Genomic DNA, 16826 nt, shown 5'->3' with positions numbered 1-16826 from the left:
GATAGTGCGCAGCCCCGTGTGCTCGCCGAACGGCTCGCCCTCGCGCGCCGCCGTCATGCACGCGTCCCACCAGGCATCCAGATCGGCGCCGTGTGCCTACGCGGCATTGTCCACTACGTCCAGGCCAGCTCCGCCGCCAAGCACAGCCGGTGCGGACTCCGTCCGTGGTGTGGACGATCCCCGGTTTGGCCAACCGGGGATCGTTGGTTATATGCGGGCGATGCCGGACGACATGCCTTTCCCCGCATAGCTCCTGCGCCGAGCAGGGCTCAGGACGCGAGCCGGTATGAGCTGCGGGTCGGCGTCGCACCGTCCAAATCCGGGACGAGGGAGCCATCGCCGGTAAGACGGCGAAGGCTGCGGAACAGGGCGGCTTCCCGGCCGGCCCAGTGTGTGACACCTGTGGTCACGCTCGCCTCCGGCTGGTGGTTCGCCGGGGTGGGCACGCACACGCTGCGCTGAGCACGGGGTGTTGGTTCGGCAGGGCCTGGTCGTCGGTGGCCGACAGGGCGCGCGGCCAGAGTACGGAGCACAGGTGGACACGCGATCGCCACGGCGGAACCCCGTCCATCAGGCCCTGGACGAATCCTGGCCGTGTCTGCTTCCACCCAGGACCGGTATGCGGGTAAAGAGAGCTGGGCAGTGGCGGCCGAGCACATCAACCCCCGACGAAGTCGTACTCCGACCGTCTCTTCCGTGGGACGTCGGAAGAGACCTCCGCCGTCACCGGTGACGAAGCAGACGAAGTAGGAGTACGTCGCGCTCTTCAGCGGCAGGTTGTGCGGGAGGTAGGCCCACCGGCAGCCGGTCCGCCCCTGGTAGAGGATCGGGTACGGGACCTGGACCGGCCGAAGGCGCTGACGCCGCAGTCTTGATGGCACATCAGCCAGCCCTCGCAGGCACAGAGGTTGCAGCGGCCGGCCCCCGCGCCTGCTCAGGTCCGCCAGGCGTACCCGAGCAGGCCCTCGGTCCGCTGGCCCTCACAGGTGGGCTGTTCGGAGACGAAGTGGTCTCCCGTGGACGGGACCTGGCACCGGTAGAGGGCGACGGTGCCTGGCGCCGGGGCGGTTCCGGCGAATCCGAGAGGGCCGAGCGGCTCCTGACCCTCGCAGCCGGCCTCCGTGCTGACCATGTTGTGGCCGCCGACCCGGCACTCGAACAGCGGACGGGTGCCGGACGCCTCGTGGCGCAGCAGCCGCCAGGCGTTCTCGGCGGTGAACCCGGAGGGCAGGCCGCGGGTCGAGGCCCAGTGGCCACGGGTCGGGGAGTGGGCGCGGACCAGACGCGTGTACGGCAGGTCCTCGAAGCCGCAGGACAACTGCGCGGGCGCCAGGTCGGCGCGGTTGGCCAGGGCCCAGGTCCGCCACGCGGGCTTCGCGCTGCCGTCGGGGGCGCGCAGCCCGAGGGCGAGCCCGGCCGCGGTCTCCGTGGGATTGTCGAGCATGCGGTGGTAGACGTAGTTGTTGATGCCGGGCGTGCCGAGCACGTCCCGAAAGGATTCGCACACGGCCTGCGCCTGCCGCTCCGGCGAGGAGGACCCCGCCGAGGTGATGCCGCTCTCGGTCAGCTGCACGTCCGACCACGCATCGGTGTTCGCCGGGAAGTTCTGGCGCAGCCAGCCCACGAGATGGCCGAGCGTCCCGTACGTCACGTACGGCGTGTCGTCCGGACCGAACACCGGACCGCGCAGGTCGCGCGGATAGGGATGCATGGCCACCCGCCAGTGGCGGCTTCCGGCGCGGGCGGCCAGGCCGCGCAGCACGGTCATGCCGGACAGGAGGGGTTCCGTCGCGGCGGGTGCGTCCAGCGCGCTGCCGAAGGAGTGGTCGAGCGACAGATAGGTGCGGGCGGTGGGCTGTTCGGCGGCTACCCGGTCGTAGGCCGTGTCGTAGAGGGCGGCGATCTCGTCGAGCCACGCGGTGGTGCCGCACGGAGTGCCGTGGCCGCAGCCGATGTTGAACCAGGTGTTGGTGTTGACCTCGTTGCCGATGACGAAGTCGGCGACCCGGCCGTGACCGTGCAGGCCGTCGTACCGCTGGGCGAGCATGCCGGCGAAGCGGGCGTAGTCGGTCGCACGGTCCGGGGCGCAGAAGATCTCCATGCCCGGGGCGGAGGGTACGCACGTCCTGCCGGTCCGGGCCCAGGCCGGTGTTCCGTAGACAACGCCGGTGACGACGAGACCGCGCTCGGTCCAGTCGCGGATGTCGGCGTCCAGGTGCGCGGGCACGGTGAAGCACTGCCCGTCGTACTGCTGTTGGCCGGCCGAGCACGGCAGGGACTGCGCGGTGGGCTGCCACTGCGCCCAGACCAGGTTCATAGCGACGCCGCCGGTATTGTTGCCCGCGATCTCGTCCTTGTTCGGCCAGTCGTCGGGCTGGACAGCCTTGATCCGGTAGTCACCGCGCTCGGGGTAGGCGAGCGGTGCCGGAGGGGAGTGCGGCTCGGCCGCCGCCCCGGTGCCCGGGGCGAGCAGCAGGACGAGCGCGCACAGGATGGCCGGCCAGGTCCACCGGGCGGGTGCCCCACGTCTCATCGCGGTCTCCTTGCCTTACGACGGCGGTCGGTGTCGGACAAATGCGGTGACGGTCCGGGGGCGGGACGGGTCCCGGCCGGGGAGCGAGTGCGGGCGGACCGAATCAGGGCGTGGTCAGCAGATAGCCCTGGATCCCTTCGGCGTGCTGCCCCTCGCAGCCCTCGCGCACCGAGTCGAAGTGGTCCCCGCCGCCGGTGTTGCAACGGTAGACCGGGGTGCTGGGCCGGCCGGCGGGCGGGTCGCTCCAGAGATAGCCGAGGGTGCGCTGCACGGTCTGGCCCTCGCACGAGGAGTCGAGCGAGGTGAAGTCGTCCCCGCCCGCGCGGCACTGGTACAGCGCCCTGGTGCCCGGCTCGGCGACGAGGGAGAGGTATCCGTGCACGGCCTCCGCCCGGTATCCGGCGGACAGGGCCGCCGTGCCCTCGGCGTGGTCGTTGCCCCGGATGCTGCGGGTCACGGCGGCACGCGCGACGACGTAGCCGAGGTGGGCCTCCTGCTGCATGCCCTCGCACTTCGCGTCGTGCGAGACGAAGTGCTCGCCGCCCGCGATCCGGCAGCGGTACAGCGGCAGGCTCGGCACCCCCGCGACCGGCGCGTCCCAGGCCCAGCCGATCCCGGCGAGCTTCGTCGCGCCCTCGCAGTCGGCCTGGAGCGAGGTGAACTCGTCGCTGCCGCTGCGGCAGCTGTACAGGGCGTGGGTTCCTGGACCGCCGACCAGGGACACCATGCCCATGGCGATCTCGGGTCGGTAACCGGCCCCGGCCGCCCGGGTGGTGGTCCAGTGGTCGCTGGGCGCGCCCTGGTGCACGTATCGGGTCAGCGCCCCGTAGCCGATGGTGTAGCCGAGCCGGCTCTCCTGGACCTTGCCCTCGCACTTCGGGTCGGTCGAGTCGAAGTGCTCACCGGCGGTGCCGTCCTTGCAGCGGTACACCGCGAGCATCGGCGGCCCGTCGGGGGCGGGGGCGTCGTAGAGGTGGCCGAGCAGGGCGATGCGGGACGAGCCCTCGCAGTCGTCGCGGACCGAGCTGAACTCCTCCGCGCCGTTCTGGCAGGCGTACAGCGGGTGCGTGCCCGGCTCCTGCACCAGGTCGAGCTGGCCGAGCGCCCCCTCCGCCCGGTATCCGGGCGGTACGGAACCGGTGGCGCTGTAGTGGTCGCCGCCGGCGTTGACGTACCGGGTGAGCTGGCCGTAGAGGGGGCCGTGGTTGGCGCTGGGGTCGGTGAGGAACTCCACCGAGGACTGGTCGACACGCGGCGCCCACTGGCAGCCGCTGGTCTGCGGGCACGGACCCACCGGGTCGGTGAACCCGCCGCTCGTCCGGTAGAGCGTGCCGGTGTCCACCGCGACGAGGCTGATGCCATCGACCGGCTTGTCGGCCATGTGTTCGCGGTGGTCCACGCTCCACTGAGTGACCGGCACCGGGAAGCCGCAGCCCGAGGAGCAGCCCGACAGCCGGAACGGGTATCCGGCGGCGAACTTGTAGACGGTCCCGTTCTCGGTGGACACGGTCGTCCCGTCCATCGGTACGGCCAGCATGTGGTCCAGGTGGGAGATGCTCCAGGTGGACACCGGGATCGGAGCACCGCAGCCCGGGTCGCAGGTGGCCATGTGGACGGGCGCGCCGCCGACGAACTTGAAGATCTGACCCTGCTGGTCCCGTACCGTCGTCCCGTCCGTGGGATACGGCCGCATGTGCTCCAGCGAGGAGATGCTCCAGGTGGACACCTTCACGGGGCTGCCGCAGCCGACCCCGTCACAGGTCGCGAGCCGGACGGGTGCGCCGCCGACGAACTTGAAGATCTGCCCCTGCTGGTCCTGCGCGGTGGCACCGTCCACCGGTGCCGGATTCATGTGGTCGAGCGTCGCCACGCTCCAGGTGGACACCTTGACGGGGCTGCCGCAGCCGCTGCCGTCGCAGGTGGCCATGTGAATGGGCGCACCGCCGACGAACTTGAAGATCTGCCCCTGCTGGTCCTGCGCGGTGGCGCCGTCGGCGGGCACGGTTCTCATGTGCTCCAGCGTCGAGATGCTCCAGGTGGAGAGCTTGACGGGGGTGCCGCAGCCGCTGCCGTCGCAGGTGGCCATGTGGACGGGCGCACCGCCGACGAACTTGAAGATCTGCCCTTGCTGGTCCTGGGCGGTGGCGCCGTCCGACGGCTCGGGCCGCATGTGGTCGAGCGCGGCGACACTCCAGGTGGACACCTTCACGGGGCTGCCGCAGCCGACCCCGTCACAGGTCGCGAGCCGGACGGGTGCGCCGCCGACGAACTTGAAGATCTGACCTTGCTGGTCCTGCACGGTGGCGCCGTCCGACGGTGCCGAGGGGCCGGCGTCGATGACCGCCTGTGTGGTGGGCCTGGCGTCGGGGCACAGGCCGCCGTCGCAGGTGGACTGCCAGATCGGGGCGCCGCCGGCCATCTTGTAGACGCGGTGGGTGTCGTTGGTGCTGAGCACGGTGCCGTCGGGCAACCCGTACACCGACGTCACCAGCTGGGGCTTGGTCGGCACGGTGACAGGACCGGGCGGGTTGCCGCCGCTGCCGCCCCCACCGCCCGGCGGGAAGTACTCGATCCTCCAGCCGGCGTACATCGGGACCAGCATGTAGGAGTAGTCGGCGAACCACGGAAAGAAGGTGGAGTCCTTGTTGCACCCGGGGATCGTGTACGTCCGCGCGTACGTGGTCTTCCAGAAGTAGACGCCGTAGGAGACCAAGGCGTACTGGCCCGGCCGCACGGAGACGTTCTGCTGGACCTCGGTCCCGTAGGTGAGGCTCGTCTGGGCCGTGCGCCCGGTCGAGGCCGACGCCTCGACCTCGGCGGCCGAGAGCTTGGCGCTCACGCTGATCGTGGCCGTGGTCGTCACGCTTTCGGTGCGGGTGCCCGTCATGCTCGTCTTGGCCGTGCCACCGGGCGCCTCGATGCGTGTCGGCTGCAGGGCGGTGGGTCTGAAGTCCATGGTGCCGGGACCGACCTGGGTCTCACTGGCCACATTGCAGTTGCCGCCCAACGGCAGCGGCGGAAGGTCGTCCGCCATCGCCTGCCCCGCCCCGGCGACGAGGACCGAGGCCAGAACGGCGAGTACCGCCGCCCAGACCCGGCCGACGCGTATGACGGCCATGTGCATGGAAACCCCCGTACGACACGCTGTCCCGTCTCGTCAGGAGCAGCCCCGGGGTCACTGTCCCGGCGCGGCGGCGGTCGCTCAACCGGCTTTCCTATGTTTCGGCTGTGGCCGAAGGGTTGTGCGGGTGGGACGGCCGGTGCCGCTGGTGCAGCAGGTCCGCGCCGAGGACGGTGAGGGCGTGCCGCGCGGTACGTCCGCTGCGCACGGTCGACACCAGGCCCGCCCGGCGGAGCGCGGTCGTGTGCTCGCTGGCGGCCGCGGCGGAGATGCGCAGCCGCCGCGCCAGCTCGCCCGTGGTGCACCCGGAGCCGATCTCCGCGAGGACGCGGGTCCGGGTGTGCCCCAGCAGGGCGGTGAGGGCGGCGAGTTGGGCGCGGGTGGGGAGGCTGCCGTCGGCGCGCGTGGGCGTACGCCAGTCCGCTTCGCGTTCGAAGGGGTAGACGAGAACCGGCGGCAGCTTCTGGTCGTGCAGGCAGATGGGGCGTTTGCGGCAGAAGAAGGACGGGATGAGCAACAGGCCCCGGCCGCGGAGATGGACATCGCGGTCCGGACCGGGATACGGCACCTGGAGGACGTCCTCCTGCAACCGGACGGCCGGGTGAATGCCCCGCAGCAGCTCCCGCACCCCGAGCTCCTCGCGCACCCGCAGCCGCATTGCGGACTCCGCCCCGACGCTCTGCCGGATGTGCGACCAGTAGGGCGCGAGAGCCGTCGTGTAGTAGTGGTGCAGCGCGTCCCGCAAAAGCCGGAGCGCCTTGGACTCGGCAGCGGCGAGACTCCGTACGTAGGGAGCTGACGCCCGTGCGGGGTGGAGCCGACCGAGTTCGCGCGCCATACGGCGGGCTGGTGTCGCCAGCACCCGTTCCAGACCCTGTTCGAAGCCCTTGGTCCCGGCCGGGGTGAGGAAGTCCGGCGAGTAGCCGACCGGCGGCGCCAGCGAGAAGAGGCCGCCGACGGCCACCGGGTCCAGCTCCCTGGCCACTTCCGTCCGCCAGCGCCCGAACCCCGCTGATGCATCAGGCTGTTGCAAAGCGTGGAGACTCAGCAGGGACTCCCACATGACATCCGGGTGGTCGCACAGACCGACAGCCGCGTAGTCGGCGTCCGTGAAATGTATCCGCAGCATCCGTCCCCCCGTGTTCGACGCGCGTGCGGACCCAGCGAAGCCTGCCGTCGCTCGCTCCGCCGGGTCCCACAGAGATCGACGACGAAGAGCCGGGGAAGGTTGCTCCCAAGCGGCCCGGGCCGGCGATCACCGCGGCCAGATGGCGGGCGCCCCGACGACGCCGGCCATGGCAGTCAGCCCGGAAGAAGAAGCCCGCACCATCACTTCCTACGATGTCGATCGGACCCGTTGCAAACTCATCTCTAACGCTGAGCGGGGCAGAGTATCCGCCGATGACCGGTTACCGAAACCGGCGACTCCTCGGACTACTGGCAGTCCATCGCCTCTCCCCGCTTCCCGCCACCGGAAGCGACCAAGCCCGAAAGGCACCGCTGACAGGAATGCCCAGCCAGAGCAGCGAAACGCATCACGCCACGTTCGGCCCCGAGCACAGCCACACCACTTGGAGCGGAACCGCGAGCGTCGACGGACGCCACCCAGGCGTTCGGCTTGTGGAGATCGAAGAGCGTGGGTCGCCCCATCGGAGCAAGTCGGCAGGGCGTCGTCGTAGGCGTAGAGCCAGCTCTTACCCGCGTACGGCATCACTCAGTGTGCCCCGAGCAGCGCCTCCGATGGGCTGACCTTCATACCGTCACAGCCCGCTGCGCCAACGCTCCCTGGGGAGAATCTGGGGAGTATCGACGGCGCTGGGGAGCGCGTGGGGAGAATCGGCTACGTAACGCAGCACCATGCCGAAAGACGCCGAAAGAATCATTTCCGCAGGTCAGATACGGATTCAGCCCCATCGACGCTGGTCAGCGCCAACACGTGGACAACTTCATGACGTACGTACCCAGGTCGTCGGCCTCGACGAGCCCCGGAAGCGAGCCACCCTCACGCAAGGGCGTGATATAGCGGGTGGCCGTGACTTTCTCTAGCACTTTCCCAGGCTCCATAAGTGTTCAGCCTAATAACCGACGATCGACTTCGGAGGCCCGAGCACCGGAGAATCGCCGGGACCGACCCTGGGGAGAAGCCGGGGAGTCCCGTCCAGCCTGCCGGCCTCCCCGCCCCTCCCCGAACAGCCCGTCACTCGCGGCAAGCCCCTGCCTCCGGCCTCCGGCATGAAGTGAGCATAGTAACCGAGCGTGACAGCCGACGCAGAGTGCCCGAACCACCGCGCATGACGCTCAGCGCGAGCGGGCGCCTGGGAGCGCGGGGGCGGTGGTGGGCACAGTGGTCAGGCGAGGTGGGCGATGACGTAGCGGGTCGAGAGGTCTAGGGGGGTGCCGTCGGCGAGGGTTTCGGTGGTTCGCATGTGGATGTCGCCGGCTTCGATGATCTCGAAGCCGGTCTTTTCGAAGAGGTCTTCCAGTTCGGTGTCGACTTCCTGGCCCGGGGAGAGGCCGAACTGGAACTGGTTGAAGAGCCGTTCCAGTTTCGGCAGTGATTCCTCGGATTCGAAGAGCAGTCGGTGCACCACGGACCAGGTGACCTTGGTCGGTTCCTGGCAGAACACGCGGCCGCGCCGGCCGACGAGCGCCGCCAGCGTTTCCACCGCGGGTGCGCGGTGGTCGTAGGGCAGTTGGTGGAAGAGAGCGCGCATATAGACGTTGACGTCGCCGATGCGCTCGTGCAGGGCGTGCGCCTCACCGGTCTCCATGACGTCGAAGCGGAAGTACTCGACATTGGGGCGGGCGTTGCTCTGGCATGCCATGTCGATCGCGGCCTGGGCGATGTCGACGCCGATGACCCGCTCGAAGTGTTCGGCGAGTACGGGGCTCTGGGTGCCGTTGCCGCAGCCCAGGTCCATCACCGGCAGCGCCGGGTCGAAGTGGGGCCGCAGCATCGGGAGGTGGCGCACCGCGTTGTGGGCAGGGTCGGAGTCCCAGAACGCCTCGCCGCTCTGTTCCGGCAGGTCGGCCCAGTACGTGTCCCACAGCGCTTCCCGGTCCATGGTCATGTGCCGTGTTCCCTTCTGCTCGTCTGCTCGGTGGCCGGCGCCAGGTGATTGGGGCCGAGGGTGGTTGGTGGTGCCGGGGGTGATTGGTGGTGCCGGGGCGTCGCGGTACGGGTTCAGCCGCGGGGCGCCGTCGTCAGCCGGGCCGTCAGCGCGGCCCGGTCGGTCTTGCCGTTCGGGGTGCGGGGCAGGTCCGCCATCACGTGCAGGGCGTCGACCGTCATGGAGAGCGGGAGGCGGTCCGCGCAGTGCCGTTTGACGCTCAGCAGGGTCGGCGGGCTCGCGCTGCGGCGGGGCACCACGGCCGCGTGGATACGGGCCTTCAGGCCGGAGCCGATGACGACGACGGCCGCCGTGCCGATCGCCTCGTGGGCGTCCAGCGCCGCCTCGATCTCGCCGAGTTCGACGCGGTGCCCGCGCACCTTGACCAGGTGGTCGCGGCGGCCCACGTACTCCAGGTTGCCCCGCGCGTCGTAGCGGCCGATGTCGCCGGTGCGGTACGGGCCGGTGTGCGGTACGGCGCCCCAGTACCCGGTCATCACCGTGGGTCCCGCGACGGTGATCTCGCCCTCCGGCCCGTCCCGCGGCTCCAGCCAGACGTCGGCGCCGGCGCACGGGGCGCCGATGGGCAGGGGGCTGATGCGTCCCAGGTCGTCGGCGGTGATCTCGTACGAGGTGCAGACGTTGGTCTCGGTGGGCCCGTACCAGTTGAACAGCCGCACATCCGGCCACGCCGCGCGCAGCCGCAGGGCGTCCGCCAGAGGGAAGGGCTCGCCGGCGAAGGCGCAGACCCGCAGGGCGGGCGGCGGGGCGCCGTCCAGCAGCCCGCCCTGGTGGAGCATCAGCACGAGGACGGAAGGCACCGAGTACCAGACCGTGATCCGCCGGCTCTCCAGCAGCTCGGTCAGCAGTCCCGGCGCGTACGCCATGCCGGGCGGCACGAGGTGCACCGAGGCGCCCACCAGGAACGCCGCGTACAGGTCGAACACGGACAGGTCGAAGTTGAACGGTGCGTGGTTGGCGAGCCGGTCGGCGGCGCGCAGGCCGGTCTCGGCGGCTGCCCAGGTGACGAACGCCAGCGCGTTGCGGTGGCTGATCGCGACGCCCTTCGGTACCCCGGTCGAGCCCGAGGTGTAGAGGACGTACGCGACATCGTCCGGCGTGCCGTGGTGGATCGGGGGCGCGGAGGGGGCGGGGGCCGCCAGCAGTTCGGTGGCGCCGACCATGCTCGGCTCGTCGTCACCCCGGGGCCAGTTCTCGGTGGCGGCGCGGCGCAGCCCGTCCGCGTCGGCGACGACGAGGGCCGGGCGGCAGTCCCGGGTGATCTGGACGAGCCGGGCGAGCGGATTGGCCGCCGAGACCGGTACGTAGACCGCGCCGATCCGCAGGGCGGCCTGCATCAGCGCCACCGAGTCGATGTCCTTGCCGCTCCAGATCACCACCCGGTCGCCGGGGGTGACCCCGGCGGCGTGCAGGGCGGCGGCGAACGCGTCGGCCAGCAGGTCCAGTTCGCGGTAGCTGACGCCGCCGGAGAGGTCGTCGACGGCGAGCGCGTCCGGGGTCCGGCGGGCCGAGCGCATCAGGAGTTCATGGAGTCTCACAGGCCCAGCTCCCTGGCGATGATCTCGCGCTGGATGTCGGAGGTTCCGGAGAAGAGGGTGCCGGGCACCGCGTCGCGCAGGGCCGCCTCGATGCCGTCCTCCCGCAGATAGCCGCGCGCGCCGAACAGCCGTACCGCGTCCATCGCGGTCTCCAGTACGCCCTCCGAGACCGCCAGCTTCGACAGCGCCGCCCACAGGACGCCGTCCTCGCGGCCCTCGTCCTGGTCGTGGCGGTCGTCGCCGCCGGAGCCGTCGCGGTCGTCCTCGCGGGAGTCGTCACGGACGTCCCCGCCGTACTCGCGGTCGTCCTCGCGGGAGTCGTTACGGACGTCCCCGTCGTACTCGCGGTCGTCCCCGCCGTACTCGCCGTCGTCGCCGCCGACCTCGCGGTCGAGTTCCCAGCAGGCGCGGTAGAGCAGGAGGCGGCCGCTCTCCAGGCGCAGCTTCATCTCCGCGAGGCGATGGGAGACCGCCTGGAACTCCGACAGCCGCCGCTGGAACTGGCGACGCCGGCGCACATGGTCCGTACAGGCGTCGAGCAGCCGCTGCTGTACGCCGAGGTAGAGCGCGAACAGGCAGGCCCGCTCCCAGGCCATGGAGGTCTGGAAGACCGTGCTGCCCAGCCCGGGGGCGCCCAGGACCTGGGAATCCGGTACGAAGCAGCCGTCGAAGGAGACCGTACCGGCCGGGCAGCCCAGCAGGCCGGTCTTCTCGAACGGCGGGCCGGCCACGACGCCGGGTGCGTCGCGGTCCACGACAAAACCCGTCAGGCCCAGGTGCGCCGCCTTGGCGTCGGTGGTGGCGTAGGTGACGTAGACGTCGGCGACGGGGCCGTTGCTCACGAAGGACTTGGTGCCGTCGAGAACGTAACCGCCGTCCGTCGGGGTGGCGGTGACGGCGAGCCGGGAGACGTCGGAGCCCGCGTCGGCCTCGGTCATGGCGTTGCCCGCGATCAGGGCCCCGGAGCAGATGCCGGGCAGCAGCCTTTCCTGTACGGCCGGTTCGGCGAAGTCCAGGATCGGTCTGGCGCAGGCGAACTGGTGGGCGGCGGCGGCGAAGACCAGCCCCGTGCTGGAGCAGCCCTCACCCACCGCCTCGATCACGCGGGCGGTGTCGAGGGCGCCGAGTCCGCCGCCTCCGAATCGCTCCGGAACGCTCGCGCCCAGTACGCCGAGTTTTCCCAGTCGCAGCCAGTCCTCCCGAGTGAAGGGTCGCTCGTCCCGCTCCCGGTCCAGCGGGAATGCGGCGCGCACCCCGGCCAGGGTCGTGGCGTACCGGGCCCGTTGCTCGGTATTCCAGCCGAATTCCATGTCATTCCGCCCACGAAGGACGTTCGAGGATGCTGAAGACCGCACATGCGATGTTGAATCCCGGACCGACTCCGAGCATGAGGAAATGGTCGCCCGGACCCAGTTCCCCGGTCCTGACGAGGTGTTCCAGCGAGATGAACTGGTCGCTCGCGCCGGCGTGGCCGATGGTGCGGCTGAAATCCCACGTCGACCGGCTCATGGGCAGTCCGAGCGGAATCATGCCCCGGCCCTCGACCCGTCCGCGCGATCCGTTGACATAGGCGACCTTGGTGACGTCGTCGATGCCGATTCCGGATTCCTCCAGCGTGCGGTTCACCAGTTCGTCCTGGGCCGCGATGATGGGAAGCGGGCCGCCGGGCGGCTGTTCCGCGTTCTCCATCCAGTGCTTCTTGGTGGCCGCGAAGTTCAGCGGTCGCCCGAGGGTCTCCCCCGGCGGGAACATCGGCTCACCGCTGCGGTGCATTCCCTCATATTCGGGCAGGGTGACCGCGTTGACGGATTCGAGCCGGGCGAATCCCGGGGTCCTGCTGAGCACCACGGCGCAGCCCGCGTCCGCCATGGGGAAGTGCGGGCTGAAACGTAAGCGGTCGATGCGCGGCGAATTGAAGTTGTCGGCGCTCGTGATGACCGCGGAGTCGCGCTCCGGTACGCCCATCAGATAGCCGGCCGCGAGTTCCAGGGCGCTGAACATGCCCATGCACCCCTGCCGTACCTCGGCCGCCACCACGTTGCCGCCGACCGCGTGCCGCTGGATGTAGTACTGCGGGCACCAGCCGTCCGGGCCCTGGTACCAGACGCTGGCGTACAGCAGCATCCCCAGCGCGGACTGGTCCTTGCCGGAGCGGTGCAGCGCCTCGCGCACCGCGTGCAGGGCCATGTCGGGGGCCGGCGTCTCACCGGCCACCGCGATGCCGGCGAAGTCGTACTCCTTCGCGGCGGCGGCGTCGATCATCCCCTCCGCCACCGCCGTCTCCATACTCATCTTCTCCGGCACATAGACGCCGAGGCCGCCGACGAACACGTCTTTCGTTTTCACGGAAGGAAACCTCTCGACGTGTCGGGTCAGCCGACCGGCTGCTGGAGTTCCAGCACCAGATCCGTCACGTGTTCCAGGTCCTTGAAGTGGTCTCCGACCATCTTCTTCGGCGGCACCCGCACCCCGATGTCATCGCGTATGAAGGCGAGCAGCCGCGCCGTCTTTATGGAGTCGAGCACCCCCCACTCCAGCAGCGGGGTGGTCGGCGTCAATTCGGCGCCCGCCTGCCCGTTCAGCAGGTCGTCCCGGACAAAACCGATGAGCTTTTCGAGCAGGTCCGCGCGTTCGATGTCAGACACTTTATCTCCAGCCTGCTGGCAGCGGGCCACCAACGGCCCGCGCGACGACAAGGGGGATATCGGGCCGGCCCCGAAAAAATGGCGCGAACATTCCGGGGAACGGCGCACTGCGCACTCGAAGACCGGACTCGCGCGAGTGACGCGCTATCCGGCTGGGCGAATCGATCTCAGATGCGAAGCAGTCTGCCTACCGGCCCAATCCCCTGTCAAGGACGGCCGGCACCAAGCAATTCGAGGCGCAATCGGCTCCACACCGCCCGATTCCAAACACCACTCCATCGCCCATTCCCTGCCCACTCCCCGCCCACTCTCCGCCCACCCCCGCTCATCGCCCGCCCGTCCTCCGCCCTTCGCCCGCTCTTCGGCCTCCCTTCGCCCCTGCAACGCCTTCTCATCGCCCATTCACCGCTCTTTCACGACCCATCGGACGGCAGGAAACCTGAACGGCGGAATGCGAAACATCGCTCGGCAGTGAAATTTTTCTCACGCCCGCGCGTTCCGGCCCCGACCCTGAGGAATCCGGCCAGAAATGGGAGCCAGCCGGCGGCGGCGTATGGGTGTCGTCGATACGGACCGGTGGTTTCGCGCGGTTCAGGTGCTCAGCAGCGGGGTCCGGGCCAGCGCGGGTAGTGCGGGTCCTCCCAGCGGTCGAGGCCGCTGAGGCCGAAGAGCCGTATCCGGTGGAGGAGTTCCGAAGGGGCGCCGTGGGCCCGGAGCCGGGCGGAGGCGTGGCGCAGAAGCCAGCTCGTCAACTCGTCGCGCATATCGTCCGCGTTGTGCCAGGTGTCCCAGGGGAGTTGGTCGTCCAAGAGGTCGTACTCCCAGGAGCCCACGGCCCGGGCCAGGTGCTGGTCGGCCGTACCGTGATCGTGCCTCTCCCAGGCGCGAAGCCAGGGGCCGAGCATGCCGGTGGCCTCCGCACACAAGGCGAATACCTCGTCCGCGGACACAGCGGGTTCCGGATCGATGAGCGTGACGTCCCACCAGGCGCCCAGGAATTCCTGTACCGCTGCGGCCTGTTCGGCAGGCCACTGCTCCCACTTGGCGCGGTGGAACTTGAGCCCCACCTCGTGCATGCCCCAGAAGGGCTCGATGAGACCGCGGGTGAGAGCGGACGCGAACTGGGGCAGGACGCGGCGCAGTACAGGTGCCTCGTATTCCCAGTCGGTGGCCTGCCACGTACGGCGCAGCAGGTCGGCGCTCAGTTCCGTGTCCGGCGTCTTCAGCAGCGCGAGGTCTTCCTCGCTCCCCCAGTGGCACTCGCAGTTGTGCTCGTCGGGGTGGGCCGTCATCCCACGGAATACGACGGCCAGGTGGTCCAGGGCATCGTCCAGACGGCGTCGTGCGGCCGTCTGCTGGAAAGGTTGCGTCACAGCGTTCGCTTTCGAGGGCTCCGGGGCTCACGCCAGCCGAAGATCCCTACTTTACCTGCGACTTCCCGGCGCGCTGCCACCGTATCGACGCCACCGCACAGGGGCTCCGGCGATCAGTCGAGGACCGCCCCGCCACGACGTGGGCGAGGCTCGCGGCCATCCGTCTGCCGGCCGGTCGGCCGGTCGGCCGAGCAACGTGCGTTTCTGTCGTTGTCGGCCGTGCCCGCCCGAGGTCTGCCGGGGCGGGCACGGTGACAGGGCGTCAGGACGCCGCGGTGTCAGGGGCTCAATGCCTCAGGGCGCCACGGCGTCAGGGCATCAGAGCGTCAGAGCGTCAGGCGAGCGCGAGGCTGATCTGGTCGTTGAAGATCACCCAGTGCTGCCCGTTGTCGGACGCGGCGCACGGCTTGGTGGAGACGGCCGGCGTCCCCCAGGCGTTGGCCAGGCAGTACGCGGGGGCGAAGTTGAGGGAGACCTGCTGCCCCGAGACGTTCCAGTACTGCCCCTGGTCGCCGGAGCTGCACGGCTTGACGGCGACCTCCGGAGTCTCCCAGGTGTTGGCCAGGCAGTAGGCGCGGGCGTGGGCCAGGGCGATCTGATGGCCCGAGACCACCCACTGCTGGCCCTGGTCAGAGGGGTTGCACGGCTTCGCGGACACCCTGGAAGTGCCCCAGTCGTTCGCGAGGCAGTAGCGCCCGGCCACGCGCTTCGACGAGTGGGCGGTGTCCACGGCTCGCACGCTCCCCGTCGACGCCTCGGCCTGAGCCGAACCCGTCGCGGTGAGCAGGGCCCCGGCCATCATCGCGGCGGCAGCCCAGGCGGCGGTCTTCTTCATGACGCTTCTCCCTCATACGCGGCGGGCCGCGGAGCGCCGTCTGCGCACCGTACGTCGCCCCGGCCCGGCAGCGGTCCGGGGCTTCCCGCCCGCCGACGACGTTGGCAGCGGCGGCGGGCCCGCAACCAGGCATGATCAGGAACGCCACCCGTACCGGTTATTCGTCACATGGGTAGTGAACGGGGGCGCGCCGACCACAAGTGCCGCCACCTCCACCGCGCTGCGGGGTCCGTCCATTTGACGCGCCTTTGTGCCAGTCTGCACCCGGGTGCCCCGGTCAAAACGGTCCCGGGACCCGGCAGTCAAGTCGATGGTCCGACAAAGGAGTTTCATCATGGCGACTGATGTGGTCAAGCAGACGGGACGCTGGCTGCCCGAGGATCAGGTATTCCTGGCGCGGTGGCTCGACGACCTCATCGAGCAGACCGAAGAAGAGCAGCGCACTGGCGGGGCCCCGGGACACGCCAAAGTGGTCAAGGACTTCGAGAAATTCGTCTACGACAATCCCGAGGTCTACGTCCTCTTCACGGACATGTTCGAGCAACTGTCCCTGAAGGAGACCCCGACCGGATACCCGCAGGTCAAGTCGTTCAAGCAGATGCTGCACCTGCTGGACGCGATCATCAGAACGACACCGGAGTTCATCCCTCCGGGGTCCAGCAACTCGGCAGGTCTCATCGGGTTCCCGATCAACGTCATTCTGAACTGGGCCATGGGAACCCAGGCCGGGTTCGCCGCCTTCTTGAACAAGGACGTGAACAAGCAGCTCAAAGTGGTGCTCAACGAGTGGGCGAAGTACCTCAAGTCGAACAAGTCCAAAGAGGAACTCAAGAGGAGAAAGTGGCTCACCCCTGAAGCGCTGAAAGCCATGGCCGACCCGGGCAAGAAGTTCGAGGATCTCTTCGATTGCAAGCCGGAGGACGCCTACTACGGGTTCACTTCGTGGAACGATTTCTTCACCCGCAAAATCAGGAAGGAGGCGCCCGACCCCCGTCCCGTCGCCGACGGAGACGATGTCGTCGTCAGTGCCTGCGAGGCGTTCCCCTACCGCCTGAGCGAGAAAGTGCAGCTCCACCGGCACTTCTCGATCAAGGGCCAGCCGTATTCCCTCGCGCACCTGCTCGACACCGCCCACAGGGGGGCGGACGAGCCGAAGGCCGAGGACTATGTGGACGGCACGGTCTACCAGGGTTTCCTGAGCGCACTCGCCTATCACCGGTGGCACAGCCCTGTGAAGGGCAAGATCAGGGCATGCCGCCAGATCCCCGGCGCGTACTACGCAGAGGCGCCCTCCTCCCTCTGCGATCCCGCGGCGCCGGACATTTCGCAGGGGTATATCTCGCACGTCGGCACCCGCGTCCTCATCTTCATCGAAGCCGACAACAACAAGCTCGGCACGCTGTGTTTCGTCGCCATCGGCATGGCCGAGGTCTCGTCCTGTGTCCTCTCGGTCAAGCCTGGCGACACCGTGCGGAAGGGCCAGGAGCTGGGCATGTTCCAGTACGGCGGCTCATCGCACTGCCTCGTCTTCGGGCCCTCCGTCAAGCTGAATTTCGTTCCTGAGGCCAAGAAAATCGACCGGGACCACCCCAGGGTCATCAAGGTCAACGCCAAGTTGGCGACCCTGCGGTAAAGCGCCCTGGAGGATGA

At 69.5% G+C, this 16826-nt stretch carries 11 protein-coding genes and 1 pseudogene; 1 reads left to right on the top strand and 11 read right to left on the bottom strand.

The genetic code is table 11. The features are described 5' to 3' along the window. Positions 1-934: 934 nt before the first annotated feature. The 11 genes and pseudogenes from IF55_RS03230 to IF55_RS36185 form a co-directional block, all read right to left on the bottom strand. Positions 935-2533 (bottom strand): DUF5722 domain-containing protein, encoded by a 1599-nt coding sequence (locus IF55_RS03230; protein WP_030874646.1) that lies wholly within the window; start codon positions 2531-2533, stop codon positions 935-937. A gap of 103 nt (positions 2534-2636) precedes the next feature. After that, entirely contained in the window at positions 2637-5657 is a 3021-nt protein-coding gene (locus tag IF55_RS03225) for a hypothetical protein (protein ID WP_030874648.1), read from the bottom strand. A 91-nt stretch (positions 5658-5748) separates the two neighbouring features. Then, entirely contained in the window at positions 5749-6783 is a 1035-nt protein-coding gene (locus tag IF55_RS03220; protein ID WP_030874650.1) for an ArsR/SmtB family transcription factor, read from the bottom strand. 809 nt (positions 6784-7592) lie between these two features. After that, positions 7593-7703, bottom strand: a pseudogene (locus IF55_RS41405) (HipA family kinase); the annotation flags it as partial. Positions 7704-8002: 299 nt separating this feature from the next. Then, on the bottom strand, positions 8003-8725 hold the full coding sequence (locus IF55_RS03215) for a class I SAM-dependent methyltransferase (protein WP_030874652.1): 723 nt from the start codon (positions 8723-8725) through the stop codon (positions 8003-8005). 113 nt (positions 8726-8838) lie between these two features. Next, positions 8839-10302, bottom strand: coding sequence for an amino acid adenylation domain-containing protein (locus IF55_RS03210; RefSeq protein ID WP_037962342.1), 1464 nt, complete (start codon positions 10300-10302; stop codon positions 8839-8841). A 17-nt stretch (positions 10303-10319) separates the two neighbouring features. Further along, complete coding sequence (locus IF55_RS03205; RefSeq protein WP_037962344.1) at positions 10320-11633, bottom strand: acyl-CoA dehydrogenase family protein; 1314 nt, start codon at positions 11631-11633, stop codon at positions 10320-10322. Between the two features lies 1 nt (position 11634). Continuing rightward, positions 11635-12669, bottom strand: a complete 1035-nt coding sequence (locus IF55_RS03200) for a ketoacyl-ACP synthase III family protein (RefSeq protein ID WP_030874657.1) — start codon at positions 12667-12669, stop codon at positions 11635-11637. Positions 12670-12695: 26 nt separating this feature from the next. Then, complete coding sequence (locus tag IF55_RS03195; protein WP_048831480.1) at positions 12696-12968, bottom strand: acyl carrier protein; 273 nt, start codon at positions 12966-12968, stop codon at positions 12696-12698. A 599-nt stretch (positions 12969-13567) separates the two neighbouring features. Further along, a complete protein-coding gene (locus IF55_RS03190) occupies positions 13568-14341 on the bottom strand; it encodes a hypothetical protein (protein ID WP_030874662.1) in 774 nt (257 codons plus the stop codon). Between the two features lie 334 nt (positions 14342-14675). Next, positions 14676-15176, bottom strand: a complete 501-nt coding sequence (locus IF55_RS36185; protein WP_063763846.1) for a ricin-type beta-trefoil lectin domain protein — start codon at positions 15174-15176, stop codon at positions 14676-14678. Between the two features lie 334 nt (positions 15177-15510). Here IF55_RS36185 and IF55_RS03180 point away from each other — a divergent pair, with 334 nt between their 5' ends. Continuing rightward, a complete protein-coding gene (locus tag IF55_RS03180) occupies positions 15511-16809 on the top strand; it encodes a phosphatidylserine decarboxylase family protein (protein WP_048831479.1) in 1299 nt (432 codons plus the stop codon). Positions 16810-16826: the final 17 nt, after the last annotated feature.

Origin of the sequence: Streptomyces varsoviensis, assembly GCF_000718635.1 — a bacterium.
Taxonomy (GTDB): domain Bacteria; phylum Actinomycetota; class Actinomycetes; order Streptomycetales; family Streptomycetaceae; genus Streptomyces; species Streptomyces varsoviensis.
The sequence above is the reverse complement of the archived record's forward strand: the minus strand, read 5'-3'. Positions and strand labels throughout refer to the sequence as shown.

What these genes read in the sequence shown, in the direction of transcription:
- IF55_RS03230 (WP_030874646.1), bottom strand. Translation starts at nt 2,533, where the DNA reads ATGAGACGTGGGGCACCCGCCCGGTGGACCTGGCCGGCCATCCTGTGC.
- IF55_RS03225 (WP_030874648.1), bottom strand. Translation starts at nt 5,657, where the DNA reads ATGCACATGGCCGTCATACGCGTCGGCCGGGTCTGGGCGGCGGTACTC.
- IF55_RS03220 (WP_030874650.1), bottom strand. Translation starts at nt 6,783, where the DNA reads ATGCTGCGGATACATTTCACGGACGCCGACTACGCGGCTGTCGGTCTG.
- IF55_RS03215 (WP_030874652.1), bottom strand. Translation starts at nt 8,725, where the DNA reads ATGACCATGGACCGGGAAGCGCTGTGGGACACGTACTGGGCCGACCTG.
- IF55_RS03210 (WP_037962342.1), bottom strand. Translation starts at nt 10,302, where the DNA reads ATGCGCTCGGCCCGCCGGACCCCGGACGCGCTCGCCGTCGACGACCTC.
- IF55_RS03205 (WP_037962344.1), bottom strand. Translation starts at nt 11,633, where the DNA reads ATGGAATTCGGCTGGAATACCGAGCAACGGGCCCGGTACGCCACGACC.
- IF55_RS36185 (WP_063763846.1), bottom strand. Translation starts at nt 15,176, where the DNA reads ATGAAGAAGACCGCCGCCTGGGCTGCCGCCGCGATGATGGCCGGGGCC.
- IF55_RS03180 (WP_048831479.1), top strand. Translation starts at nt 15,511, where the DNA reads ATGGCGACTGATGTGGTCAAGCAGACGGGACGCTGGCTGCCCGAGGAT.